21 protein-coding genes are annotated in these 24686 nt (G+C 71.7%); 8 read left to right on the forward strand and 13 right to left on the reverse strand.

The window, feature by feature from the left end; translation table 11 throughout:
• Window positions 1–340: 340 nt before the first annotated feature.
• Window positions 341–5908: a glutamate synthase-related protein gene (locus EDF28_RS11940; RefSeq protein ID WP_123938422.1), complete on the forward strand. Its 5568-nt coding sequence runs from the start codon at window positions 341–343 to the stop codon at window positions 5906–5908.
• Entirely contained in the window at window positions 5905–7695 is a 1791-nt protein-coding gene (locus EDF28_RS11945) for a sulfite reductase subunit alpha (RefSeq protein ID WP_123938423.1), read from the forward strand. The genes EDF28_RS11940 and EDF28_RS11945 overlap by 4 nt, the downstream gene beginning before the upstream one ends.
• Window positions 7696–8093: 398 nt before the next feature.
• On the opposite strand, the gene EDF28_RS11950 is transcribed toward EDF28_RS11945, so the two are convergent.
• The 4 genes from EDF28_RS11950 to EDF28_RS11965 are packed head-to-tail and all read right to left on the reverse strand — an operon-like array spanning window position 8094 to window position 10954.
• The gene (locus EDF28_RS11950; protein WP_123938424.1) at window positions 8094–8489 is read right to left on the reverse strand and encodes an ATP-dependent DNA ligase; all 396 of its coding nucleotides are present in this window, start codon (window positions 8487–8489) and stop codon (window positions 8094–8096) included.
• An 8-nt stretch (window positions 8490–8497) separates the two neighbouring features.
• A complete protein-coding gene (locus EDF28_RS11955; RefSeq protein ID WP_123938425.1) occupies window positions 8498–9655 on the reverse strand; it encodes a S9 family peptidase in 1158 nt (385 codons plus the stop codon).
• A 4-nt stretch (window positions 9656–9659) separates the two neighbouring features.
• A complete protein-coding gene (locus EDF28_RS11960) occupies window positions 9660–10565 on the reverse strand; it encodes a hypothetical protein (protein WP_123938426.1) in 906 nt (301 codons plus the stop codon).
• Entirely contained in the window at window positions 10565–10954 is a 390-nt protein-coding gene (locus EDF28_RS11965; protein WP_123938427.1) for a hypothetical protein, read from the reverse strand. Before EDF28_RS11965 ends, EDF28_RS11960 begins: the two co-directional genes overlap by 1 nt.
• Before the next feature lie 158 nt (window positions 10955–11112).
• Between EDF28_RS11965 and EDF28_RS11970 the strand changes: the two genes are divergently transcribed.
• Together EDF28_RS11970 and EDF28_RS11975 are read left to right on the forward strand one after the other, a co-directional pair.
• Entirely contained in the window at window positions 11113–11457 is a 345-nt protein-coding gene (locus EDF28_RS11970) for a helix-turn-helix transcriptional regulator (RefSeq protein ID WP_123291783.1), read from the forward strand.
• Complete coding sequence (locus tag EDF28_RS11975) at window positions 11457–12440, forward strand: SRPBCC family protein (protein WP_123938428.1); 984 nt, start codon at window positions 11457–11459, stop codon at window positions 12438–12440. The genes EDF28_RS11970 and EDF28_RS11975 overlap by 1 nt, the downstream gene beginning before the upstream one ends.
• Before the next feature lie 171 nt (window positions 12441–12611).
• On the opposite strand, the gene EDF28_RS11980 is transcribed toward EDF28_RS11975, so the two are convergent.
• Genes EDF28_RS11980 through mvk form a run of 5 tightly spaced genes read right to left on the reverse strand, consistent with a single transcriptional unit; the run spans window position 12612 to window position 17925 of the window.
• Entirely contained in the window at window positions 12612–13772 is a 1161-nt protein-coding gene (locus EDF28_RS11980) for a hydroxymethylglutaryl-CoA synthase (protein WP_123938429.1), read from the reverse strand.
• A complete protein-coding gene (locus EDF28_RS11985; RefSeq protein WP_123938430.1) occupies window positions 13769–14833 on the reverse strand; it encodes a hydroxymethylglutaryl-CoA reductase in 1065 nt (354 codons plus the stop codon). Before EDF28_RS11985 ends, EDF28_RS11980 begins: the two co-directional genes overlap by 4 nt.
• On the reverse strand, window positions 14826–15908 hold the full coding sequence (locus EDF28_RS11990; RefSeq protein WP_123291779.1) for a phosphomevalonate kinase: 1083 nt from the start codon (window positions 15906–15908) through the stop codon (window positions 14826–14828). Before EDF28_RS11990 ends, EDF28_RS11985 begins: the two co-directional genes overlap by 8 nt.
• Window positions 15905–16930, reverse strand: a complete 1026-nt coding sequence (mvaD, locus tag EDF28_RS11995) for a diphosphomevalonate decarboxylase (RefSeq protein ID WP_260154926.1) — start codon at window positions 16928–16930, stop codon at window positions 15905–15907. Before mvaD ends, EDF28_RS11990 begins: the two co-directional genes overlap by 4 nt.
• Window positions 16930–17925 carry a mevalonate kinase gene (gene mvk, locus EDF28_RS12000; RefSeq protein ID WP_123938432.1) on the reverse strand — a complete coding sequence of 332 codons (996 nt, stop codon included), beginning with the start codon at window positions 17923–17925 and terminating at the stop codon, window positions 16930–16932. Before mvk ends, mvaD begins: the two co-directional genes overlap by 1 nt.
• A gap of 81 nt (window positions 17926–18006) precedes the next feature.
• Between mvk and EDF28_RS12005 the strand changes: the two genes are divergently transcribed.
• From EDF28_RS12005 to EDF28_RS12015, 3 genes are read left to right on the forward strand one after another with little or no spacing between them, the layout of a single operon-like run.
• The gene (locus EDF28_RS12005) at window positions 18007–18480 is read left to right on the forward strand and encodes a MarR family winged helix-turn-helix transcriptional regulator (protein ID WP_185094226.1); all 474 of its coding nucleotides are present in this window, start codon (window positions 18007–18009) and stop codon (window positions 18478–18480) included.
• Between the two features lie 21 nt (window positions 18481–18501).
• The gene (locus tag EDF28_RS12010) at window positions 18502–18924 is read left to right on the forward strand and encodes an organic hydroperoxide resistance protein (RefSeq protein ID WP_017885422.1); all 423 of its coding nucleotides are present in this window, start codon (window positions 18502–18504) and stop codon (window positions 18922–18924) included.
• A 27-nt stretch (window positions 18925–18951) separates the two neighbouring features.
• Window positions 18952–19926 (forward strand): zinc-binding dehydrogenase, encoded by a 975-nt coding sequence (locus EDF28_RS12015; protein ID WP_185094228.1) that lies wholly within the window; start codon window positions 18952–18954, stop codon window positions 19924–19926.
• A 152-nt stretch (window positions 19927–20078) separates the two neighbouring features.
• Here the strand turns inward: EDF28_RS12015 and EDF28_RS12020 are convergent, their stop codons facing one another.
• The 4 genes from EDF28_RS12020 to EDF28_RS12035 all read right to left on the reverse strand — a co-directional run bounded on the left by EDF28_RS12020 (window position 20079) and on the right by EDF28_RS12035 (window position 23623).
• Window positions 20079–21536: a sugar porter family MFS transporter gene (locus EDF28_RS12020; protein ID WP_123938434.1), complete on the reverse strand. Its 1458-nt coding sequence runs from the start codon at window positions 21534–21536 to the stop codon at window positions 20079–20081.
• 158 nt (window positions 21537–21694) lie between these two features.
• On the reverse strand, window positions 21695–22228 hold the full coding sequence (locus EDF28_RS12025) for a hypothetical protein (RefSeq protein WP_123938435.1): 534 nt from the start codon (window positions 22226–22228) through the stop codon (window positions 21695–21697).
• A gap of 40 nt (window positions 22229–22268) precedes the next feature.
• Window positions 22269–23072 carry a zeta toxin family protein gene (locus EDF28_RS12030; RefSeq protein ID WP_123938436.1) on the reverse strand — a complete coding sequence of 268 codons (804 nt, stop codon included), beginning with the start codon at window positions 23070–23072 and terminating at the stop codon, window positions 22269–22271.
• Window positions 23069–23623, reverse strand: a complete 555-nt coding sequence (locus EDF28_RS12035) for a hypothetical protein (protein ID WP_123938437.1) — start codon at window positions 23621–23623, stop codon at window positions 23069–23071. The genes EDF28_RS12030 and EDF28_RS12035 overlap by 4 nt, the downstream gene beginning before the upstream one ends.
• Window positions 23624–23763: 140 nt before the next feature.
• Between EDF28_RS12035 and EDF28_RS12040 the strand changes: the two genes are divergently transcribed.
• On the forward strand, window positions 23764–24666 hold the full coding sequence (locus EDF28_RS12040; protein WP_123938438.1) for a LysM domain-containing protein: 903 nt from the start codon (window positions 23764–23766) through the stop codon (window positions 24664–24666).
• Window positions 24667–24686: the final 20 nt, after the last annotated feature.

Below are 24686 nucleotides of genomic sequence, written 5' to 3' on the forward strand. Positions count from 1 at the left end.
ACCGTGCGGGGCTGGCCACTCGGTGCGGGGTCGTTCGGCCCGCGCGGCCCGTCGCACCGTGCGGTGTGGCCCATCCCGTGCGAGGTTGCACGCTCCGTGCAGCGCAACAACAGCGCACCGAGCGGGCAACCTCGCACCAGCCGAACAGACCCGCACGGTGCGACACCATCACACGCCCGGACCCGCGGTGTTGCGTGGGCGGTATACCGCGCCGTAGCATCGCCGTACCGCACCACAACCCCACAGGGCCCGACTGCCAACACCGGTCTGCCCGCGGCGAGCGCTCCATCGATGCAGCCTGGCCGTCCGCTGCCGGCAACGCCCCACTGGACCCGCACACGTGAACCCCACATCTTTCGGTCTCTACGACCCTGCCCGCGAATCGAGCGACTGCGGCGTCGGTTTCATCACCCGACTCGACGGCACGCCCCACCACGACGTCATCCGCAAGGGTGACGAAGCGCTCTGCGCCATCCCCCACCGCGGCGGCAAGTCCGCCGAGGGTGTCGGTGACGGCGCCGGTGTGAGCATCGACCTGTCGGTGGAGTTCTTCAGCGCCATCACCGGCCAGGAGCTCCGCGCCGGTCACTTCGGCGTCGCGAACTGCTTCGTGCCGAGCGGCGCGGGTGCGGCGGCGGACGCCGAGCGCGCCCGTGCGCGGCAGACCGTCACGGACGCCATCGAGCAGCAGGGCTTCGAGCTGCTCGTCGTCCGCGACGTCCCGGTGGACCACTCCGTCGCCCGGCCCGAGGCCGAGCAGTACCAGCTGCCGATCGTGCAGTGGGTCTTCCGCGCGCCCGAGCAGTGGGACCGCACCGAGGTCGACGCGGCGGCGAACCGCGCCCTGCTCGCGATCGAGTCGGTGTCCTACGGCGAGGCCGCCGAGCAGCGCGCCGAGCACGCGGCCCTGTACCCGCTGTCGCTCAGCGCCCGGACCCAGATCCTGAAGGGCCGCCTGAACTCGGGTGAGGTCATCGGGTACTTCACGGACCTGCGTGACCCGCGGCACTCGGTGCGGACGCTGTACTTCCACACCCGGTTCTCGACGAACACCGAGCCGCACCCGACGATGGCGCAGCCGTTCCGGCTGATGGCGCACAACGGCGAGCTGAACACCGACCGGAAGAACCGGCTGTCGGACGAGGCGCTGGCGCGTGCCCGCACCCGCAGCATCGTCCGCCCGCCCGGGCAGTCGGACTCGAGCCGCCTCGACCAGACGCTGCAGAGCCGCGTGTTCGACGACGGACTCGAGATCGTCGAGGCCGTGGTCTCGCTCATGCCGCCGGCGTGGGAGAACGACCGCACGCTGACCGCCGACGTGCGGGACATGCTCGAGTACTTCTCGCTGTACGAGGAGAAGAACGACGGTCCGGCCGCCGTGATCTTCAGCGACGGCGACGTGGTCGGCGCGCGCCTGGACCGCCTGGGGCTGCGTCCGCTGCGCACCGTCGAGACCACCGAGTACCTGATGGTGTCGTCCGAGGCCGGTCAGGTCACGTTCGACGCCGACGAGGTCGTGCACCGCGGTCGCATCGAGGCCGGCGGCATGCTCGTCGTCGACCACCGCACCGGCACCCGGATGCGCACGGACGAGGTGCTGCGCATGCTCGCGGCCCGCCGCGACTACGGCACGCTGCTCGACGCTGCCCGTGTGGACCTCGACGACCTGCCCGCTCCGGACTACGAGCGCACGACGACCACCCTGGGCTACGAGGGCGACCTGTCGCTCGCCGGCCGGTACGTGGCGTACTCGCTGAACCAGGAGAGCTTCCGGTTCATGCTCGACCCGATGCTGCAGAACGGCTCGGAGCGGATCTCGGCGATGGGCTACGGCAACGCCATCAACGCCCTGAGCGACACCGAGGGCGGCATGGCGAAGTACTTCTCGCAGCGCTTCGCCCAGGTGACGAACCCGCCGCTCGACTCGATCCGTGAAGCCGACGGCATGAGCATGCGCGTGGCGCTCGGCGCGAAGCCGGACGGCACGGGTTCGACGAGCCGACAGCTCGTCGTGCAGTCGCCGATCCTCGGCCACCTGGACATGGTGCGCCTGCGCGACCAGGACATCGTGCCGCTCGAGCGCTTCGACATGCTCTACGTGCCGGTGCTCGGCGACGAGCAGGCGAACGCGGACGCCGTGCGCGACGCCGTGGACGCCCTGTGCGACGCCGTGGAGCAGTTCGCGGGGACGTCCGGCGGCATCGCCGTGCTGACCGACCGCGAGGTCTCGTCGGCCCGTGCGCCCCTGCCCGTGATCCTGGCCGTGGCCGCCGTGAACCAGCGGCTCATCGAGACCGGCCTGCGCCTGCGGGTGTCCGTCGTCGCCGAGAGCGGTCAGCTGCCGTCGTCACACCACGTGGCGACGGCCCTGGGCTTCGGCGCCTCGGCTGTGTACAGCTTGAGCGCGCGCCTGCGTGCCGAGGAGAAGTACCCCGCCGCGCCGGCCCCCGCCGGTGAGCTCACCGCGACGGATCTCGCGCTGAAGCAGTTCCGCAAGGCCGCCGAGAAGGCGCTGGCGAAGACCATGGGCCGCGTCGGTCTGTGCACCGCCGAGAGCTACATCGGTGGCGCGTTCTTCGAGCCGAACTACCTGGACACCGGCGACGACGTCCTGGCGCGGGTGTTCCCGCACATGCAGGCTCCCGTGGGCGGCGTCGGCTTCGCCCGCATCGCCCAGGCGGCGACGGACTGGCACGAGCGTGCCCGCTCGGTCGCGGCCGAGGGCCAGGTCCCCCTGCTCGGCCTGTTCAAGGAGCGCTCGGACGGTGCCGGCCACTCGTTCGGCGTCGCGAGCGTCCGCGGGTTCGGCGGGATGACCGAGGAGCGTCCGGCCTTCGAGCGCTCCGGCGACTCGGACGCACTGCGCCTGCTGACGCTCGGTCAGCTCGACGACTCCTTCGGCATCACCGACGCCGCGTACCGCAACACCGGCTACGACCGCCTCAGTGACACCGAGATCGACCAGCACCGGATCACGCCGGGCTACGTCACGTTCCTGCAGACCACGCACGACGAGCGGTCGCGCCGTCCCGCTGCGCTCCGCGACGTGCTCGCGCTGCCCGCGGACGTCACCGGCATCGACACGGCCGAGGACTTCGCCCGCGAGCTGGGCCGGTTCTCGACGACCGGCAACGCCAGCGTCACCGTGCGCGGGCTGTCCGGCTCGCGTCCGGCGTTCTCCGACGAGCTCCCGGGAGGCACGGAGCGGTTCCGCCTCGCCCTCGCGTCCACGGGGACCACGGGTGCACTGCGCCACCAGGCCCTGGCAGACGGCCTCGCGCTGCTCTACCCGGGCCAGGTCGACGTCGACGCCGTCGACGCCACCCAGGTGACGCTCCGCGCCACCGGCGCGGCCGTCGGGCTGCTCGCCCTGCTCGAGAGCGCGCCCGACAGCGTCGAGCTCGACGAGGTCCAGCCGGCGCACGAGATCACCCGGACCCTGGCGTCCGGCGCGATGAGCCACGGCGCCCTCGTCGCCACCGCGCACGAGGCGGTGGCGCACGGCACGAACATGGTCGGCGGCATGTCGAACAGCGGTGAGGGCGGCGAGCACCACTCCCGCTACGGCACCATCCGCGGCTCGCGGATCAAGCAGTTCGCCTCGGGTCGCTTCGGCATCTGGGCGGGCTACCTCGCCGACCCCATGCTCGAGGAACTCGAGATCAAGATCGGTCAGGGCGCGAAGCCCGGCGAGGGCGGTCAGCTGCCCGCGCCGAAGGTCACGGTGGACATCGCCGCGGCCCGTGGTGGCACCCCCGGCGTCGAGCTCATCTCGCCGCCGCCGCACCACGACACGTACTCGATCGAGGACCTGGCGCAGCTCATCCACGACTGCAAGGCCGCCCGTGTCCGGGTGATCGTGAAGCTCGTGTCCTCCGAGGGCATCGGCACCATCGCGGTCGGCGTCGCCAAGGCCGGTGCGGACGTCATCAACGTCGCGGGCAACACCGGTGGCACCGGTGCCGCGGCCGTCACGAGCCTGAAGTACGCGGGACGTTCGGCGGAAATCGGCGTCGCCGAGGTCCACCAGGCCCTCGTCGCGAACGGCCTGCGCTCCAAGGTCACGCTCCGGTGCTCGGGTGCGCACCAGACCGGGTCCGACGTCGTGACGAGCGCCCTGCTCGGCGGCGACAGCTTCGAGTTCGGCACGACCGCGCTCATGATGCTCGGCTGCGTCATGGCGAAGAACTGCAACGTGAAGTGCCCGGCCGGCCTCACCACGAACGCCGAGGCGTTCGAGGGCGACCCGCGTGCCCTCGCGCAGTACCTGCTCAACATCGCCCACGACGTCCGGCAGATCCTCGCTCGCCTCGGTCTGCGCTCGCTGCGCGAGGCACGGGGTCGCACCGACCTGCTGCAGCTCCTCGACCACCCTGCGAGCGTCGGGCGTCTGGACGCCCGTGCCCTGCTCGCGCAGGTGCCGGAGAAGGTCGTGACGGACCCGGAGTACCTGGAGAAGGACTTCCACACCGACGACGCGCTGCTCGAGCGCATCCGCACGGCGCTGGTCGACCACGCCCAGGAGCACGTGCTCGTGCACGGCGTCCTGCTCGGCAACAGCGACAAGTCCGTCGGCGGTCAGCTCGGCATCGACGTCGAGCGCCTGCTCAACCACGAGCTCCGCGCCGAGGACGTCCAGGGGCTGCCCGCCGTGGCGACCGACGACCGCGGGCGCCGCCGGCTGGTCGACGGTGCGGTCACGATCCGTACCCAGGGCTCGGCCGGTCAGTCGTACGGCGTGTTCAACAACGACGGCATCGTGCTCGAGCACACCGGCACCGCGAACGACGGCGTCGGCAAGAGCCAGAGCGGCGGTCGGATCATCGTCCGCGCTCCGGGCGGCGGCAGTGCCGACCAGGGCGGGAACGTCCTGATCGGCAACTTCGCGCTCTTCGGGGCCACCGGCGGCCGCACGTTCGTCGAGGGCGAGGCCGGAGACCGCTTCGCCGTGCGCAACTCCGGCGCCACGGCCGTGGTCGAGGGCGTCGGCGACTTCGGGTGCGAGTACATGACGGGCGGCGCCGTGTTCAACCTCGGCGCGTTCGGCAAGGGGCTCGGCAACGGCATGTCCGGCGGGTTCCTGTACCAGTACGACCCGTCCGGTCAGGTCGCCCAGCGCGCCAGCACCGACTCGCTCCTCGTGTTCCCCGTCACCGACACCGAGCGCGGCGCGTTCCACGAGGCCGGCGCGCGCCTGCTGCTCGAGTGGCATCTCGAGGCGACCGGGTCGGCGCTGGCCGAGCGGCTGCTCGCCGACTGGGAGACCACCCGGCAGCACGTCTTCGTCGGCATGCCGCGCGCCCTGCTGCTCTCGCAGGACGCCGGCGAGATCCTCGCGGCGGCCACCCGCTCCGAGCTGCTCGACGAGCTCGCGTCCTCGATCGCCACGGACAAGCTCCGTGCGTTCAAGGTCGACTACCGCGACCAGCGCACCGTCCTCGACGGCCGGGCCCCGGCCCTCGGCGACCAGGGCGACGACATGTTCTCGCTGCTGTCGTCGTACACGGTGCTCGGTGTCGCCCAGGACGTCGCCCTCGAGCGCGTCCCCGGTGCGGGTCCGAACGACCCCCGCGTCACCGAAGCGGTGAAGAACCTCGTCCTGACCGAGGACTTCTCGGTGAAGCAGCGCGTCGTGAAGTACCTGCGCGGCACGCTCGACCGGTTCGCGGACGACCAGCTCGCGACGCTCATCGCGATCAAGCGGCTCGACGACTACAAGCGTGCGCTCACGCAGCGGAACAACCGCAGCATGGACGCACCGGGCACCACGGGGTGGATCATGCACCAGAACGCCAAGAACGACGGCCGCGTCCGCGAGGCCCGCTTCGACGAGCTGCTCGCCACCGCGGCGCTCGAGGACATCGCCCGCCGTGCACCCCAGGCGCCGACCGAGGCGGTGTCCGCGTGAGCCTGCTCCCCCCGACCGGATCGCTGATCCCCGTCGACGCACCGTTCTCGGCTGCCCAGGAGTCCTGGCTGGCCGGGTTCATCGCGGGCATCGCCGCCGCCGGCAAGAAGGCGTCCGGCGCCGCCCCCACGACGACGATCGACGTGCTGTTCGGCACGCAGACCGGCAACGCGGAGTTCCTGGCCGACGAGCTCGTCGCCGGGGCGAAGGCCCGCGGGCTCGGTGGCCGTGCCGCTGCACTCGACGCCGTCACCCCGGAGCAGCTCGCCGGGATGACCCACGTGCTCGTCGTCACCTCGACGTACGGCGAGGGCGAGATGCCCGACAACGCCGGTCTGTTCTGGGAGGCGGTCCAGGCGTCCACCGTGCCGCGGCTCGAGGGGCTGCAGTACGCCGTCCTCGGCCTCGGGGACACCAGCTACGACGAGTTCTGCCAGGCCGGCAAGCTCCTCGACACCCGCTTCGAGCAGCTCGGCGCGACCCGGGTGCACGACCGCGTGGACTGCGACGTCGACTTCGAGGACGCCGCCGCACTCTGGAGCGCCGCCGTGCTCGACCGGCTCGCTGCCGAGGCCGGCGCGACGGGCGCACCCGGCGCGACCACGGGCAGTGGGGCCGACGGCGGTGCCACCGCGACCGGCGGGGCGGGCGCGGGTCGTGCCTCCCGGCCGGGGTCGCAGTGGAACAAGCGCAACCCGTACCCGTCGCGGCTGGCCGAGAACCGGCTGCTCTCCTCGCCGCGCAGCGCGAAGGAGATCCGGCACTACGAGTTCGACCTCGGCGACTCCGGCATCGAGTACGCCGCCGGCGACGCCCTGGCCGTCGTGCCGGTCAACGACGAGGTCTTCGTCGCGGAGCTGCTCGAGCAGGTCGGCGCGAACGGCGGCGAGTCGTTCGACGGCCGACCGATCACCGAGGTCCTGCGGAGCGACCGCGAGGTCCGCACGCCGTCGAAGGACCTCATCGCGGACCTCGTGCAGCGCGCCCCGGCGAGCGAACTCGCCGCGGTCGTCTCGCACGGCGACAAGCACGAACTGGACCGCTGGCTGTGGGGCCGTGACGTCCTCGACCTGCTGCGCGACGCCGGACCGGCCGCTCCCGGACTCGACGAGCTGCTGCCGAACCTGCGCCCGTTGCAGGCACGCCAGTACTCGATCTCGTCGAGCCCACTGGCGCACCCGGACCGCATCCACCTGACCATCGCGTCCGTCCGGTACGGCGACCCGCACCGGATGTACGCCGGTGTCGCGTCGACGTTCCTGGCGGACCGGGTCGACCCCGACGGTACGGTCGACGTCTACCTGCAGCCGAACGCGTCGTTCGGCGTGCCGGCCGACGCGTCCGCACCGATGATCATGATCGGTCCGGGCACCGGCATCGCCCCGTTCCGCGGGTTCCTGCACGAGCGGGCCGCGGCCGGTGCGACGGGGCGCAACTGGCTGTTCTTCGGCGACCAGCACCGCGACACCGACTTCGTCTACCAGGACGAGCTCACCGAGCTGCAGGAGCAGGGCGTGCTGAACCGCCTCGACCTGGCGTTCTCACGCGACCAGGCCGAGAAGGTCTACGTGCAGACCCGGATGCGCGAGCAGTCCGCCGAGCTGTTCGCCTGGCTCGAGGACGGCGGCCACGTGTACGTGTGCGGCGACGCCTCGCGCATGGCGAAGGACGTCGAGGCCGCGCTGCTCGACGTCATCCGCACCGGCCGCGGCCGCGACGAGGACGACGCGCTGTCGTACCTGGCCGACCTGCGACGCACGAAGCGGTACGTCCGCGACGTCTACTGAGCCAGCAGCCCACGCCCGATGCGAGCAGCAGAACGCCCGGGCAGCAGAACGCCCCGGTAGCGGAACCCGAATCCGACTGCCGGGGCGTCCTGTGGAAGGGTGCCGGTCAGTGAGGCCTGACCGACGAGCCCAGTGGCGTGACGCAAGGACCCGGGTACGATGACCCGGCTTCCTGGACGACGAGTCTCCTGATCCGGGACTCCCGTCGTGCTCGCCACTCGATCGCCGATGGTTGGTCGGCGCCGGGCGCGCACTGCGTCACGGTCATTCGGGTCCCCCTCCTGCCGCGGTTCGTTGCCGTCACCGGCTCCCTGGATGCCGGCCCGAAGGGACGACTCTGATCCGCGGTACAGAAACCGTACGACGATCACGGGATCTTCGGAACCCGTTGACGGGAATCACTCAGCTGTGGTACCGCTCGGCGTCCCAGAGGCGTCGTCGGCGTCCCCCGGAGCGACCGCTCGCGACCACGCCGAGTCGGCCGCCGTGCTCGTGTCCGTCGGCTCCGGCGTCAGGACGAGTCCCGAACCCGACGTCGCCGAGGCGTAGAGGTCCTCGAGCCAGCTGCGGTTGATCGACGGCACCCGACTGCCGGAGAACTTGAAGTGCAGGCTGACGTTCGGGTTCAGCCAGATCGTGCTGCGGCCGTTGCCGTGGATGACGTCGTCCTTCCACGAGAACGCGAACCGGTGCTCGCGCCGGAGCATGTTCACGATCACGATCTGCAGGTGTGTGAGGGCCCGGTCGTCGATGCGGAGGTCGAGTGGTTGGCCGTCGTAGATGAGCTGACCCATGGCCCCTTCTACTCCATGGTGCCGGTGTGGTCCAGCGATCTCGCCCAGTTCGTGATCGTGGAGTCGAACCAGACGGCGTCGACGTTCCGCTCCCAGGCGTGTTCGGCGGGCTCGCTGACCGCCAACGTCACGGTGTCGGGGTGTGCGTCGGCGAACTCCCGGCTGACGGCGAACGGCACCGTGGTGTCCCCCGACGAGTGGATGAGCAGGGTCGGCGGCAGGCTCCGCGGCGCGTGCAACCAGGAGAGCGCGCGGACGTCCACGGGTGAACGGAGACCGACGAGTCGGCACACGAGCGGCAGTGCCATCGCCCGGAGCGCGGCACCGACGACGAACCCGGGGAGCCCGGCACGACCGGCCTGGGAGCGCACCGTGGTCGCCCAGTCGAGCGCCGGTGACACGAGGACCAGTCCGACGAATCGGTCGCGGTGCGCCGACCGTGCCAGCAGTTCGTGGGTGATCGTCGCGCCCATCGACCACCCCACGATGACGAGCCGTTCGGCCCCGTTCGCGACGGCGTGGTCGAGTGCGGCCTCGACGTCGGGCCACTCGCGGGCACCGAGGTGCGAGGCGCGGCCCTGCCAGGGCGCTTCGCCGTCGCCGCGGAACGACGGGACGATCGAGGTCCAGCCGGCCTCGAGTGCCGCCGGCACGGTCCGGAGCGCCGTCACGCGGGTGGTGCGGATGCCGTGCACGTGGACGGCCCAGGTCGCGGCGGGCGCGTCGGTGGCGGGCGCGGCCTCGGGGCCACCGGGCCGGATGACCCACGCCGGCGCCGGGCCCACGGGCGTCGCCAGGTCGACCTCCGCCCAGTCGACGTCCATCGCGGCGGGGTCCGGGTGCACGTGCCCGCTCCACCGCACCCGTGTCGACACGTCGCCCGTCGTCCGGACCACCGCACGCCGCACGGTACCGGCGGCCTCGTCGACGTCGAGCACCGGTCCGACCGTGGTGTGCCCGGTACCGTCGTGCCACAGGCCGTACTCCCCCGGGCGCACGGTGTCGTCGGTGATCGGGAGCCGGATCGAGTCGTCGGTCGTCTCGAGCACCGGGGTCCAGCGGTCGCCGCCGGGCAGCACGATCTTGCCGACGACCTTCCGCACCACGAGCAGGAACGCCGCCGCCAGCACGACGAGCACACCGAGCACCCACCAGACGATCGTCATCGCATCAGCCTCCGAGACTGCGGGTCAGGGTCAGTTCCGCCGAGCGCACCTGGGCGAGTTCGGCGTCGTCGAGGGTGCGGCCCTGCACCTCGGCGTCGCGGATCGCGATGACGAGGTCGTAGGTCCGTGCCTGCACGTCGCCGTCCCGTTCGACGGCGCGCAGTTCGTGGCGCCGGGCGATGCGGCGGAGCCGTCGGTGGTGCCGACGACACGTCACGTCCCGCCACCACCGGCGGAACGTCAGGGACGCCATCGCGACGACGATGAGGACGATGCCCAGGTAGAACGGCGGGTCGAAGCCCAGACGGAGTCCGTCGCGCAGCGGAGCGGGGAACCACCCGAAGTGGTCGGCGGTGAGGGAGAGGAGCTCGTCGATGCTCGCGATGACCACGAGCGACAGGCCCACCCGGAAGACCACGAGCGCGACCGGGTTGCGCAGCACGCCGTACCGGAGCGTCGCGGCGGCGATCACGCCGACACCGACCATGTAGACCGACCCGTAGAGCCACATCGCCGGCTGGTGGATCTCCCGCACGATGAAGTGGAAGTCGGTGCCGCCCCGGTCGCGCACGGCGAAGAACGGGACGGCGAAGGCCACGACCACCACGAGGAGCGCGAGCGGGCTCGCCAACCCCGGCCGCTTCGGCAGGTCGGACGTGCTCGCCCGGAGCATCAGCCAGAAGGCCGCCGTGGCACACACGTTCTGCACCAGGTTGATGAGGTTCGTGCCCCCGAGGGCGCCGTCGAGCACGGTCTGCGGCACGACGCTGCCGAGGGTCAGCAGCCCGAGCGCACCGACGCCGGTCGCACCCCAGGCGGCGCGGCCACGCGGGTTCCGCAGCACGTAGGGCGTGCGGGCGAGGAAGATCAGCGCCGCGCACCAGAAGGCGGCGGCGTGCAGGACGGCCATCAGCCGTAGGCCCGCTCGTCCGCGCTCGCGCTGCCGGCGAGCAGCACGGTCGCCAGCTCGTACGCGAACCGCTCGGCGAAGTGCTCGTCGTCGTCCGAGATGCTCACCAGTCCGGTGTCGCCGTCGAGGGCGCGGCGGCACACGTGCCCGCCCGAGGCGAACTCGGCGATCGAGGTGGTGGTCGGGGCTCCGGCGTCGCCGTGCACGAGGTGTCCGAGCTCGTGCAGGACGCAGTGCATCCGGTACAGCTCGGGGGCGCCGGCCGGCACCAGGACGAGGTTCTCGTGCTCGAACTGCGACACCAGCGCGGTGAGCGGCCCCCAGCTCGGACCGTCGACGTCGACCACGCGGGTCGGCTTGCCGACGAACCGACCGACCCCGGCGACCACGTCCGGGAGCCTCGGCGACGGAGGAAGGGTCGCGACGAGGGCACTGACGGTGTCCGACGCGCTCGAGCCCACTGGCATCGCCCCTTTCGATCTCCGCGGACAGACTACCTGCACGTCCCCCTTGCGCACGAGGGTGGACAGTCGTAACGTACAACCAAATGGTTGTACGAATTGCACTGTCCGACGCCGAGGTCGACCGGGTGTTCCACGCACTCGCCGACGCGACCCGTCGTGACATCGTCCGACGCACGCTCGTCGGGTCCTCGTCCGTCAGTGACCTCGCGGACGCGTACTCGATGTCGTTCGCCGCCGTCCAGAAGCACGTCGCCGTCCTCGAAGGAGCCGGACTCGTGAGCAAGGAAGCACGCGGCCGCACCCGCATCGTGCGCGCCGAACCGGGGCAGCTCGCCCGGGTCCGCGACCTGCTCGACGCCTACGGCGACCTCTGGCGGGGCCGGCTCGACCGCCTCGACACCCTGCTCGACACCGACAAGGAGCAATGATGCCCACCACGTCCGTCCACACCGATCCCGAGGCCCTCGCGCTGACGCTCGTCGCCGAGTTCCCCGTCCCGGTCGAGCGCCTCTGGGGCGCCTTCGCCGATCCCCGTCAGCTCGAACGCTTCTGGGGCCCACCCGGCTTCCCCGCCACCTTCACCTCGTTCGACCTGCGGCCCGGCGGCCGCGCCGACTACCGGATGACGTCACCACAGGGCGAGCGGTTCCACGCGGTCTGGCAGGTCACCGCGGTCGACGAGCCACACCGCATCGTGTTCCGCGACCTCTTCACCGACGCCGACGGCGAGGTCGACGACGGGTTGCCGGCCAGCGAGACCGTCTTGTCGTTCGAGACCGTCGGAACCGGGTCGCGGGTGACCGTCCGGTCGTCGTTCGGGTCCACCGCCGACCTCGAGACCATGGTGGACATGGGCATGGTCGAGGGCTACGAGCAGGCCTTCGGACAGCTCGACGCCGTCCTCGCCGACCTGCGCGAGTACGCCCTGGGCAACGGCACCGTCACCGAGCTCGTCGACGACACCCACGTCCGCATCACGCGGGCCTTCGCGGCACCACGCCACCTGCTGTGGCGGGCGCACACCGAGCCCGAACTCGTCCGGCAGTGGTTGCTCGGACCGGACGGGTGGGAGATGACGGTGTACGAGAACGACCTGACGCCGGGTGGCACGTTCCGGCAGGCGTGGGCGCCGACGGGTGACACCGAGGGCGAGCCGTTCGGGTTCGAGGGCGAGAACCTCGTCGTGGAACCGGAGCGGCGGATGGTGTCCACCGAGCGGATGACCGGTGCGCCGTTCCCGCCGAACACGAACGACCTGCAGTTCGACGAGGCCGACGGCGTCACCCTGCTGACGCTGCGCATCACCTACCCCGACCGGACGCAGCGGGACATGATCCTGGCCACCGGCATGACCGACGGCATGGAGACCAGCTACCAGCGTCTGGAACGCGAGGTCCTGTCCGCCACGTGACCAGCGGACGGACGGGAGGCCCGTGGCGGCCCCGCCACGGGCCTCCCGTCCGTCACGCGGAAGCGACAGATCCCTGCGAACGTTCCGCACAGATCTGTCGCTTTCGCGGAGGGGTGAAGCCTGCGCGGAGGGGTCAGGCCTGCGCGGAGGGGTCAGGCCTGCGCGGAGGGGTCAGGCCTGCGCGGTCGCCTCGTAGTGGCGCGCGCCGCCGCGCACTCCGGCGAAGCGGTACGGCCCTGCCGTGACGCGCGGACGCTCGACGTCGTCGCTCGTCGCGGCGCCGGTCGCGTGCAGCTCGCGGTACGCGTCCACGGTCAGCGGAACGCGGGCGGACAGGAGCTGCCGGACCCGGCCGACGCGACGGTGCTCACGGTAGGACGGCTGCACGATGCCGGTGAGGAGCTCGCCGACGCTGCCCGAGCCGTAGCTGAACAGGGCGATGCGCTCACCCGCCAGGTCCTCGTCGAGGTCGAGGAGCGCGGCGAGCCCGATCCAGAGCGACGCCGTGTACGTGTTGCCGGTCTGCTTGTTGTACGTGAATCCGACGAACAGCTCCGACTCGTCGAACGGCACGCCCACGTGCTGCGTCAGCTTCCGGTGGGCCTTGAGCGCCATCTTCGTGAACGGCTGGTGGTGGACGAAGCGCACGATGTCCTCGTACGCCGGTCCGCCTTGCTCGGCGAGGTCGTCCCACGCGCCCACGAAGGCGTCGACGTAGGCGCTGACGGACAGGCGGCCGTCGACCAGCGCGGTGGAGCGGTCGTTCGGGCGCCAGAAGTCGTCGACGTCCGCGGTGAAGACGCCGGCGGCCGGCTCGATCTCGATGAGGTCGGGGTCGGCGGACACCAGGATCGCGGCCGCACCGGCACCCTGGGTGGGCTCGGCGGCGGTGTCGACGTCGTAGCGGGCGACGTCGGCGGCGATCACGAGCACACGCTCGTGCGGTGCCCGGGCGATGATGCCGAGGGCGAGCTGCACGGCGGCCATCCCGCCGTAGCAGGCCTGCTTCAGCTCGACGACGCGGACGTTCTTCGGCAGGCCGAGCAGCCCGTGCACGAACACCCCGGCGGCCTTGGACTGGTCGACGCCGGACTCGGTGGCGAACAGCACGGTTCGGATGCCGTCGACACCGTGGCGGTCGATGACCTCCTTGGCCGCGGCGGCCCCCATCGTGACGATGTCCTCGTCCGGGGCGGGCACGCTGAAGGCGTCCTGGCCGATGCCGACGTGGTACTTCGCCGGGTCGACGCCGAGGCGCTCGGCCAGGTCGTCGAGCTCGAGCACGTGGTGCCCGGTCGCGATGGCGATGTCGTGGATGCCGATGCGCGTCATGCTGCGCCTCCGGCCGGCTTCGTGCCCCGTCGCTCCATGGCGACGTGGGCGGCCATCAGCTCACCCGGGTTCGTCTGGGCGGCGAGGAGCGAGAGTTCCCCGCACAGCACCGTGGCGGCACACAGGGCGGCGAGCCGACGGGCGTTCGCACCGGGCTCGCGGTCCTCGCGGCAGCCGAGGCGCACGAGGGCGTCCTCGACGACGGGCAGGTCCCCGCCCTTGCCGTTGCCGACCGTGCCGACGATCAGGTGCGGCAGCGAGGTGGCGAAGTACAGGTCGCCGTCGCGGTTCTCGGCACTCGTGATGCCCTGCGAGCCCTCGACGATGTTCGCGGCGTCCTGCCCGGTGGCCAGGTAGAAGCCGAGCAGCATGTTCGCGTAGTGCGCGTTCGCGGAGCGGAGCGCCCCGGCGATGGTCGAGCCGATGAGGTTCTTCGCGATGTTCAGTTCGACGATGCGCTCGGTGCTCGACCGCAGGCGCTTCTCGACGATCTCGCCGGGGATCACGATCTCGGCGATGGTGTTGCGGCCACGACCACGGATGCCGTTCACCGCGCTGGCCTTCTTGTCGGTGCAGAAGTTGCCCGACACGGAGACGTAGCGCAGGCCCGGCTGCCACGCCAGGATCGTGGGCAGGAGCTTGTCCGCCGCCTGCGTGACCATGTTGTGGCCGGAGGCGTCACCGGTCGTGAACGCGAACCGCAGGAACAGCAGGTCACCGACGATCTCGGGGTGCACCTCGATGAGCTTCGCGAACCGGCTCTGCCCGGCGACCAGCGCCTCGAGCTCGTCCTGTCGCGCGAGGATCTGCCCCGCAGCGACGTGCGCCGCGGCGGCACTGGCCGCGCGGACGACGACCGAGCGGGTCATCCGCTCGTCGACGACGGTCGCGACGATGCCGTCGTCGACCATGCGCGAGATGCGGGCGCCGCGGCCGACGGACGGCCAGAGCGGCGACTCGTACGTGGCGAGCGGGACCTCGTGCTCGCCCTGGACCGCGTTGCCGCTGATGCGGATCGGTCCGACCCACTTGGTCGGGATCGGCGTGAGCAGGTCACTCATCGAGGGCTCCTTCTGGTGCTCGCACCGCGACGCTGAGGTGTCTGATGTCGTGCGCCTCCCAGGCGCGGTGGATGCCGGCGGGGTCGATGTCCGCGGGGACGAGTGCGATGCCGCAGTCGCCGCCGCCGGCGCCGGACGGCTTCGCCGCTCCGCCGGCCGCCTCGACGACGTCGCACAGGGTCGCGAGGCGTTCGGTCTCGATCTTCGACCCGACCGAGTCGCCGAGGCGCTGCATCAGCACCCGGGCACGTCGGAGCGCGTCGAGCGTCTGCTCCGCGTCGCCGGTCTGGAGGCCCGTGGTCAGGTCGTCGACACAGCTGCGGCTCTCGTCGAGGAACGCCTGGTACCCGCCGTTGCGGTGCCGACGCACCACACCGACGAGCTTCGTGGTCGAGGCCGGCGAGCCGGTCCAGCCGACCAGGAGCTGCAGGTTCTCGGGGGCCGGCAGCCGCTGGACGTCGAAGCCCGCCCACGCGGCGGCGTCGGTGAGGATGTCGGACACGCGGCGCTCGTCGACGAACGACGCGAGGTGGTCGCGGTCCGGGGCGCTGTAGCGCAGCCACCCACCGAAGGTGCTCGCGGCGAGGTCCCCGCCGGAGGCCCGCGGGTTCACCCGGATGGTGGCGAGCAGGGCGACCTGGAAGCGCTGCCGCTGCGTCAGGCCGATGCCGTAGAAACGGTCGAGGGCACCGACGGTCGCGACGGTCACCGCCGCCGAGGACCCGAGCCCGAACTTCCGGCCGCTGGCGTCGTCGAGCTGGCTCTCGATCCGCAGGTCGTGGAAGCGCGGGGCGATCCCCCGCTCGGCGCGGAGCTTCTCGACGAGGTCGATCGTCGCCATCACGTAGTCGTAGGGGTGGTGCTCGCGGTCCAGGGCGAGGCCGTCCTCGTCGCGCGTCCACGTCAGCGGCAGGTGGCCGTACTCCTCCGAGTGCACGCTGCCCGCACCGTGCGCCTCGGACACGCGTGCCGTGATGGCACGGTCGAGGGCGATGAGGACGGACGGCTGGCCGGGTTCGACGACGGCGTACTCGCCGGCGACGAACAGCTTGCCGTGGGCGCGGAACTCGATCACTGCACGGACTCCTTCTGGTCGGGGCTGTCGCTCGCTGCGGCGACCCCGATCTCTTCGGAGCGGAGCACCCGAGCGGCAGGTCCGGTGCCGGACTCGATGACGTCGCCGAACGACGCCAGCGCGGTGGCCACGGCGGAGCGGTCCTCGGGCCGGCAGAGCACGACCACGTTCGGGCCGGCGTCGGCGGTGGCGTAGGCCTCGAGCCCGGCGGCGCGGAGTTCGCCCACGGCGTCGAACACGGCGACGCTGCGCGCGTTGAGGTAGCGGATGGGCGGAAAGGCGCCCTCGATCGTGGCGTGCATGCGCAGCGCGTTGCTCTCGGTGATCTCGCCGATGCGCGTGAAGTCGCCGGCTGCGCAGGCGTCGAGCATGTCGCCGACGGTCTCGGTGGTCGACGTGACCCAGGCCGGGTAGAACGGCGACGTGGCGATGGTGCGGCGCATCGCCTCGCGCGAACCGATGGGCTTCGGTCCGGCGTCGATCGTCACGACCACCATGGCCATCGGCGGTGCCGGGATCGGCTCGGCGAAGGACCCCTGGTCGTCGCCGGCGTGCCACACGGCGACACCGCCGGGGATCGACCGCGTGGCCGACCCCGAGCCGCGTCGGGCCAGGCGGGACAGGTCGCGCGGGGACAGGTCGAGGCCGTACGCCGCCGAGGCCGCGGTGGCGAGCGCCGCGAACCCCGACGCGCTCGAGGCAAGTCCAGCACCGGTCGGCACGGTGTTCTCGGACACGACGGACGCGCGGGCGTCGCTGCCGGCGAGCTCCCGCACGAGGTCGAGGAACTGCTGCACGCGCAGCAGGGCGCCGTCCTCGACGACGTGACCGTTCAGCGTGAACCGGTCACGGGCCTCCTGGCCGGTGCCGGACCCGCCGTCCAGCGTGACGGTCGTCGTCGTCGGGAACACGTCGAGGCCCATGGAGACGCTGCCCGTGGCGGGCAGCGCGAGCTGCGCGTCCGCCTTGCCCCAGTACTTGACGAGGGCGATGTTGGGGTGCGCGACGGCGGTGGCGGTCATCAAGCGCGGGCTCCGATCGTGGTGGTCCAGGTGGCTGCGGCCCCTGCGCCGCGGAGTGCGGCCGCGATGCGGTCCGCGTGGTCGTCGTCCGCGGCGAGTGCGAGCACGCACCCGCCCCGCCCGCCGCCGGTCAGCTTCGCGCCGAGGGCGTCCGCAGCACGTGCGGCGTCGACGAGCCGGTCCAGGTCGGCACTCGACACGTCGAGTGCGCTGAGCAGGTCGTGCGCGGCGTCCATCGTGGCACCGAGCCCCTGTGCGTCGCCAGCCTCGAGTGTCCCCCGTGCCCGCCGTGCGAGCGCGCCGATCCGGTCGATGACCGCGTCGACGGCGACCGGGTCCTGGTCGTGCCGTTCCCGCACGGCCGCGACCGCCTGCCGGGTGTGGCCGGGGACACCGGTGTCGGCGACGACGAAGGTGAAGCGGGCCCCGAGGGCGACGGGCTCGATGCGGCCACCCTCGAACCAGACCGGCACCGCGGCGACGACACCGCGGGCGTCGAGTCCTGACGGACGGCCGTGGGCGACCCGCTCGCACTCCTGGATGAGGTCGTGGTGGGTCTCGGCGTCGAGGGACTCGCCGAGGGCGTCCGCGACGGCTGCCGTCACGGCGGCGGCGACCGCTGCGCTCGAGCCCATGCCCCGGGCGGTCGGGACCTCGCTCTCGACCCGGACGTGGAAGTGCCGGTCGGTCACCCCGAAGTGCCGCAGCGTCGCGGTGACGGCGGTGACGGTCGGCATCACTGCTGCAGGTGCGAGGTCGAGCGGGCCGGTGTGCACCGTGGACTCGAGGGTGTGCCCGACGACCGTGCCGGTGGCCTCGTCGACGCCGGCGGTGACGGGGCTCACGGTCGCGACGACCCGGGCGTCGAGCACCGGCAGGACGAGTGCGGGTGCGCCGTAGACCACGGCGTGCTCACCGATCAGGATCGTCTTGCCGTGGGACGACGCGGTCCCGGAGCCGGGGGTCGTGGTGGAGTCGAGGTCGCTGCTGGTCATCGTGGGTCACGTCAGCCTAACCGTCCGGGCCGGAGCACGTGTTGGGTTGTGCACAACCGAGTTGCGTGCGATCCTGGTGGCATGCCCGTGACCGACGAGATGGTGTGCTTCTCCCTCTACGCAGCGAGCCGCGCGACGACGCAGGCGTACCGCTCGCTGCTCGAACCCTGGGGACTGACCTACCCGCAGTACCTGGTGCTCGTGACCCTGTGGATCGAGGGCGATCAGACCGTCTCGAGCCTCGGTGACCACCTGCAGCTCGACTCCGGCACCCTGTCGCCCCTGCTCCGCCGCATGGAGCAGTCCGAGCTCGTCCGCCGCGAACGCCGCAGCGCCGACGAGCGCGTCGTGACGATCACGCTCGGCGACCGCGGCCGCACCATCCGTGCCGACCTCGCGCACATCCCGGCGACGATCGCCGCCGGCATGGGGCTCCCCGACGAGCAGGCCGCCACGGAGCTCATCGCGACCCTGCACCGGCTGACCGAGACGATGCACGCCGCGGCCACGAACGACACCGCCGCGAGGCCCGACCGCGCCGCCGCGGACCACTGACCCCACGAAGGAAGGAACACCATGGAAGCCCTCTACACCGCCGAGGCCCTGGCCACCGGCGAAGGCCGCAACGGCCACGTCGCCACGAGCGACGGCACGGTCGAGTTCGACCTCGCCATCCCGAAGGAGATGGGTGGCTCCGGCAACGGCGCCAACCCCGAGCAGCTCTTCGCCGCCGGGTACGCCGCCTGCTTCCACTCCGCACTGCAGGGCGTCGCCCGCAGCCAGAAGGTGAAGATCACCGACTCGTCCGTCGGCGGCCGCGTGCAGATCGGCCCGAACGGCAACGGCGGCTACCAGCTCGCCGTCATGCTCGAGGTCGTCATCCCCGGCCTGGAGCACGACCAGGCCCAGGCACTCGCCGACGCAGCCCACCAGGTCTGCCCGTACTCGAACGCGACCCGCGGCAACATCGACGTCACCATCGTCGTCTCGGAGGACTGACCCATGAGCACCACCACCCCCACCACCATGCGCGCCGTCGTCCACGAGACGTTCGCCGAGCCCGCCGACGTCCTCGAGGTGCAGGAGCGCCCCGTCCCGACGCCCGGCGCCGGCGAGGTCCTCGTCCGCACGGTCCTCTCCCCCATCCACAACCACGACCTGTGGACCGTCCGCGGCACCTACGGCTTCAAGCCCGAGCTGCCCGCCGCCTCCGGCACCGAGGCACTCGGCGTCGTCGAGGCCCTGGGCGAGGGCGTCACGAACCTGACGGTCGGCCAGCGCGTCGCCGGCGGCGCCTTCGGCGTCTGGGCCGAGTACTACACCGCGAACGCCGCCGGGCTCGTCCCGGTGCCGGACGCCATGACCGACGAGGCCGCAGCACAGCTCGTCTCGATGCCGTTCAGCGCCATCAGCCTGCTGCACTCGCTCGACCTGCACGAGGGCGACTGGCTCATCCAGAACGCCGCGAACGGTGCCGTCGGGCGCATGGTCGCCCAGCTCGGCGCGGCCCGCGGCATCAACGTCATCGGCCTGGTGCGTCGCGCCGCCGGTGTCGAGGAGCTGCGCGAGCAGGGCATCGAGCGCATCGTCGCCACCGACGCGGACGACTGGAAGGACCAGGTCACCGCGATCACCGGAGGCGCCCCGATCGTCGCCGGTGTCGAGTCTGTCGGCGGCAAGGCCGCCGGCGACATCGCCAGCGTGCTCGGCGAGAACGCGACCCTCGTCGTCTTCGGCGCGATGGCCTCGCCCACGCTCGAGATCCCCTCCGGCAAGGTCATCTTCGGCCAGCTCACCGTGAAGGGCTTCTGGGGCAGCGTCGTCAGCAAGACGATGCCGGCCGAGACGAAGGGCCAGCTCTTCGGCGAGCTCATCACCCGAGTGCTCGACGGCTCGCTGACGCTCCCCGTCGCCGAGACCTTCGCGTTCGAGGACGTCCGCGACGCCGTGCGCGCCTCGGACACCGCCGGCCGCGTCGGCAAGGTGCTCCTGCGCCCGTAGCGCGACAGAACGACGGACGGGCGCGCCCCGCTCAGCGGCAACGCGAAGCGTTGCGCGGGGCGCGCCGACCGAGCCTGCGAGGGAGGACGGTGCCAGTTGGCACCGTCCTCCCTCGCCGTCTGCACGCGCGATCACCGCGCCACGCGCGCGACCTAGCCGCGCGACGCCTTCTGCGGGACCGTGAAGATGTTGCCGGTGGTGACGCCCTCTTCCACCTCTTCGAGGGTGCGACCGCGGCTCTCCGGCACGAACTTCCAGATGAAGAGCAGCGCAAGCAGACCGACGATGCCGAAGCCGAAGAACGTCCCGGTGATGCCGGTCGCGGCGACGATCGTCGGGAAGTAGAGCCCGAGGAACGCGTTGGCGATCCAGAGGCAGAACACCGAGATGCCCATGCCGAGCGCGCGGATCTGGGTCGGGAAGATCTCCGACAGCACCACCCACACGGCGATGTTGAGGAAGGTCTGCATCGAGCCGACGAACGCGACGACGAGGAACAGGATCACCCACGGGCGAGCCGGGTTGCCCTCGGGCAGTGCGACCGAGGCGATGCCGATCAGGAAGTGGCAGACCGTCGTCAGCGAGAACCCGATGATCAGGGTCGTCCGGCGGTTGATCTTCTCCATGTTGTACAGCGCGATGACGCCACCGACCACGGCGATCACGCCGGGGGCGATGTTCGCGATGAGGGCCGCCGACGCCTGGAACCCGGACTCGATGAGGACGGTCTGCCCGTAGTACATGATCGAGTTGATGCCGGTGAGCTGCTGGGCCACGCCGAGCCCGGCACCGATGAGCACGATGCGGATGAGCCACTTGTTGCCGCGCAGCGTCTGCCACCCGCTGACTCGATCGGCCTTCGCCTCGAGGTCGTTGCTCCGCTTGATGTCGTCGAGCTCGGCGGTCGCACGCTCCGTGGTGCGGACCTGCTGCAGGACGGACAGCGCTTCGTCGTAGCGCCCCTTCGACGCGAGCCAACGCGGCGACTCCGGCACCCGGAGCATGCCGACGAAAAGAGCGATCGCGGGGAGTGCACAGACGGCCAGCATGACGCGCCAGACGCCGTTGCCCTCACCCCACAGGTTGCCGATGATGGCGTTGACCACGAACGCGGCGAGCTGCCCGATCACGATCATGAGCTCGTTGCGGCCGGACAGCGAACCCCGGATCTCGTACGGAGCGAGTTCGGCGAGGAACACCGGGACGACCGTCGATGCACCACCCACTGCGAGGCCGAGGAGCACACGACCGACGACGATGACACCGAACGTCGGTGCGAAGACGCAGATGAGCGTGCCGAGGAAGAACGTCACGGCGAGGGCGATGATCGTCTTGCGCCGCCCCCACCCGTCGGCGATGCGGCCGCCGAGCATGGCACCGATCGCGGCACCGAACAACAGGGAGCTGGTGACGACGCCCTCGGTGAAGTTCGTGAGGCCGAGCTCGGCCTTCATCGGGTTCAGGGCACCGTTGATGACACCGGTGTCGTACCCGAAGAGCAGCCCGCCGAACGTGGCGACCAGGGCCAGGACGCCGAGGCGTCGGCGGTGCGGTCCGGTCCCGATCGGGGGCAGTGCGACAGTCGGGGCTGTCGGCTTGATGTCGACCATTCGGTGACTCCTTCGTCGGTGATCGCGCTTCAGTGCGTGCACCGATGGTAACCCGATTCCATGTCCTGTCAATTGGACATTCTGTCGTCAGGACGATTGGATCGGTCCACATAACGCCTGGTCAGGACGGGAGCGGTCCAACGGCCCCCGTTCGACCGTCAGGACTCGTCGGGCGTCGGGCTGTCCCCCAGCACGTCACCGAGCGACGCGATGTCCGCGCCGTGGTCGGTGTAGCGCCGGACGGTCCGTCGGGCAGCTGCGCTCGCGGCACCGGACAGCGCCGGGTTGCGTCGCGCGGCATCGGCCACCCGGCCCGCGTGCCCCGCCGTCGAGAGCAGGACGTTCGCCAGCGCCCGGGCGTCGCCGCGCTCGGGCACCCCGGTGACCGTCCACGCTGTGCGCACCTGGGCGTCCGGCGTCACACCGCGTCGGGTGCCCATGCGGTGCCAGTCGGACAGCACGCCCTCGGTCCGGGACGCCGCGCGGTCGGCCTCGCCCGCTCGACGGCGCGCGGCGTCGCGTGCAGCGGACTCGCTCGCGCCCTCGACCGTGTCGTACCGGTCGGTGAGGCCGTCGGCCCGGCGCCGGACACTCTCCGCCCGTTCACGAGCAGCACCGTCGTCACCGCCTTCTTCTGCGATGCGGGCGGCGTGCGCGGCGGCAGCCGCGGCGAGGATCTCCGAACGCTCCATGGCCTCGACGGTAGCCGTTCCGACCGACACCGGCGACCGCTCAGACGATCGACACGTCCCAGCCGAGGTCGGCGGCCCGGTCACCGAGGACCCGGGCGTTCGCGCCGCACACCGACTCGGTCGACCCGGTCGGGTAGTAGCGACGGATGGCTGCTTCGGGAACGAACCGACCACCGAGCGGATCCGTGGCGGCATCACGCACGCTCCACCACCGATCGGTCGCCTGCGCGATCGCCGTCTCGAGCGGGACCTCCACGGTGACGATGCGCAGCTTCTCGTACCCGGCGTCGTCGAGCTCGGCGAGGAGGTCGTCGAGGTAGTCCACGCTCGACAGGGTGCCGTGCACGACGACGTTCTCGCCGTTGCGGAGGGCGCGGCGGCGCAACGTGTCGGCAACGGTGGTCGACTCGGCGTGCACGAACCCGGCGATCTCACGCAGCTGCACCGGCCGGTCGTCGGCCAGGCGACGAGCCGTCCACCGGTCCACGAGACCGTCCGCCTGTGCGCGCAGGAGCAGCGGGTCCTTGAAGTCGTCGGCGTCGATCGACCGGTAGCCGCACAGCTCCGGCATCCGCTCCAGGGCGGTCGACTTCCCCGACCCCGGCGGTCCGGCCGTCACGACCACCGCGAGCGAGCCGTCGGTGACCGGCGACGGGGTCAGCGCGCGGTGCTCCTCGAGCACGGACTCGTGGAACCGCAGGCGGCTCGCCTCGTACAGGAAGCCGTCCGGCGCGTAGATCGTCCTGGTGCTCGCGCCGGCCGTGTCCGACCAGGGGTTGTCGAGCGAGTCGGCCCGGAGCGCACGGCCCAGCTCGACGGCCACCCGGTCGCGGAGTTCCGTCACCGGGTGCGCTTGCGGTTCTGCCGCTCGGCGATCGCCCGGCGGACGGTCTCGTACTCGACCTCGGACAGGAGGCCGTCCTGGAACGCCGCCGCGAGTTCCTTCGTGGTGCCGGTGGCCGAGGCGGCACCGTCGAACGCCGCACCACGCTTCGGGGTGCGGTGCGTCAACGCCATCGAGGACAGCTCGCGGAGCATCGTCTCCGAGTCGATCTGGCCACCCTCGCGCCGGGAGATGACCTCACGCGGAGACGGCCGCTTCGTGGTCAGGGTCCGGCGGGAGAGCCGCCGCGAGACCTCGGGCTGGGAGATCCCGGCGAGCTTCGCGATCTCGCGCTGCGGGACGCCGAGGTCGGCGAGCTTGAAGATCCCGCGCCGCAGTTCCATCTCGGCGTGGTGTTGCTGCTCACGACTGTGCAGGACGTGCTCGACCGCCGCACGGACGGTCGCGGGCGCACTGTCGGTCCGACCGGCCAACGCGCGCACGACGGCTTCCGTGTCGGGTCGACGCGGGTCCGACCCACCGCGCTGCCCGGGGACCACCCTGACGCCCATGACCACCTGCTCTCGTTGATACCGACGGTATCACTCGTCGTGGACGACGGAGGATCCGCGGTACGTCTGCAGACACAGGACGGAGGCGCTGCGTTCGCCCCGGGGACACCGCGCCGTTAGCATCGAGCTGAGGGGGAATCATGAACCGGACGCTCGCGATCGGGGTCGTCGTCGCGGCCACCGTGGCGCTCTCGGGGTGCTCGCTGCTGCGCGGGTCGGACCGAGCCCTCCCCGCCCCGTCCACCCCGGCGACGACGCCGACCTCGTCCGCCACGCCGACACCGACGCCGGACGCCGACCCGGAGGGTGACTTCCTCGAGTCGTCGGCGCACCCCCGCACCCCGACCCCGGAACCCACCGAGTCGGCGGCTCCGGCTCCGACGCTGACGCCGATCCCCGCCGGGACCGTCCTCGCCCAGGGCGACGTCGCGTCCCCGAAGGGCAGCGTGCACTTCCGGTTCCGCGTGGTCGCGGTCGGCGACGACACGTTCACCGCGCAGTACTCCGGCTTCACCTCGACCCTGCCGGTGCCGGTCGGGGTCGGCCTGTTCGACCTGCCGCGCGCGGTCGGCGACGGCCTGACCTACCCCGGCGTCGGCGACCGGACGCTCGGTGGGCCGACCAGCACGGCGACCGCGATGGACGTCCCGCTGAGCGGATCCGGCGTCGACCCGTCGCACCTCACCACGCTCGTGACCTACTCCGCGGCGGCTCCGGGGCAGGAGGCCCCGGTCGAGATCGGGGCCGGCAAGGTGCTCGCGGTGACGACCGTGCGGTGGTCCGTCCCGGCGCGGCAGACGAACGTGCACCCGGAGGACGCCGGCGCCCGGGCGAACGCGACCGGTCCGGTCACCGCGACGACGACCGGCGGGACGCCGCGGTCGTACACGGTCGCGCCGGACGACCTCATCGGAGACGTCGCCGCGCGGTTCGGCATCAGCGTGCGGGCGCTCGTCTGGCTCAACGAGGGCGTGCAGGTGTTCGGGACGGACCAGCACCTCTACGAAGGAACGACGCTCAACCTCGACCCGCTCGCCCGCTGACCGCGGCGGTGACCCCTCCA

The organism is Curtobacterium sp. PhB137 (assembly GCF_003814955.1).
Classification (GTDB): domain Bacteria; phylum Actinomycetota; class Actinomycetes; order Actinomycetales; family Microbacteriaceae; genus Curtobacterium.

Bases quoted from the DNA above. Each gene is read 5' to 3' on its own strand.
- EDF28_RS11950 (WP_123938424.1), bottom strand. From the start codon at position 8,489: ATGGGTCAGCTCATCTACGACGGCCAACCACTCGACCTCCGCATCGAC.
- mvk (WP_123938432.1), bottom strand. From the start codon at position 17,925: ATGACCAGCAGCGACCTCGACTCCACCACGACCCCCGGCTCCGGGACC.
- EDF28_RS11970 (WP_123291783.1), top strand. From the start codon at position 11,113: ATGGTTGTACGAATTGCACTGTCCGACGCCGAGGTCGACCGGGTGTTC.
- EDF28_RS12020 (WP_123938434.1), bottom strand. From the start codon at position 21,536: ATGGTCGACATCAAGCCGACAGCCCCGACTGTCGCACTGCCCCCGATC.
- EDF28_RS11960 (WP_123938426.1), bottom strand. From the start codon at position 10,565: ATGGCCGTCCTGCACGCCGCCGCCTTCTGGTGCGCGGCGCTGATCTTC.
- EDF28_RS12025 (WP_123938435.1), bottom strand. From the start codon at position 22,228: ATGGAGCGTTCGGAGATCCTCGCCGCGGCTGCCGCCGCGCACGCCGCC.
- EDF28_RS11980 (WP_123938429.1), bottom strand. From the start codon at position 13,772: ATGACGCGCATCGGCATCCACGACATCGCCATCGCGACCGGGCACCAC.
- EDF28_RS12040 (WP_123938438.1), top strand. From the start codon at position 23,764: ATGAACCGGACGCTCGCGATCGGGGTCGTCGTCGCGGCCACCGTGGCG.
- EDF28_RS11975 (WP_123938428.1), top strand. From the start codon at position 11,457: ATGCCCACCACGTCCGTCCACACCGATCCCGAGGCCCTCGCGCTGACG.
- EDF28_RS12035 (WP_123938437.1), bottom strand. From the start codon at position 23,623: ATGGGCGTCAGGGTGGTCCCCGGGCAGCGCGGTGGGTCGGACCCGCGT.
- EDF28_RS11955 (WP_123938425.1), bottom strand. From the start codon at position 9,655: ATGACGATCGTCTGGTGGGTGCTCGGTGTGCTCGTCGTGCTGGCGGCG.
- EDF28_RS12010 (WP_017885422.1), top strand. From the start codon at position 18,502: ATGGAAGCCCTCTACACCGCCGAGGCCCTGGCCACCGGCGAAGGCCGC.
- EDF28_RS11985 (WP_123938430.1), bottom strand. From the start codon at position 14,833: ATGAGTGACCTGCTCACGCCGATCCCGACCAAGTGGGTCGGACCGATC.
- mvaD (WP_260154926.1), bottom strand. From the start codon at position 16,930: ATGACCGCCACCGCCGTCGCGCACCCCAACATCGCCCTCGTCAAGTAC.
- EDF28_RS12005 (WP_185094226.1), top strand. From the start codon at position 18,007: ATGCCCGTGACCGACGAGATGGTGTGCTTCTCCCTCTACGCAGCGAGC.
- EDF28_RS12015 (WP_185094228.1), top strand. From the start codon at position 18,952: ATGCGCGCCGTCGTCCACGAGACGTTCGCCGAGCCCGCCGACGTCCTC.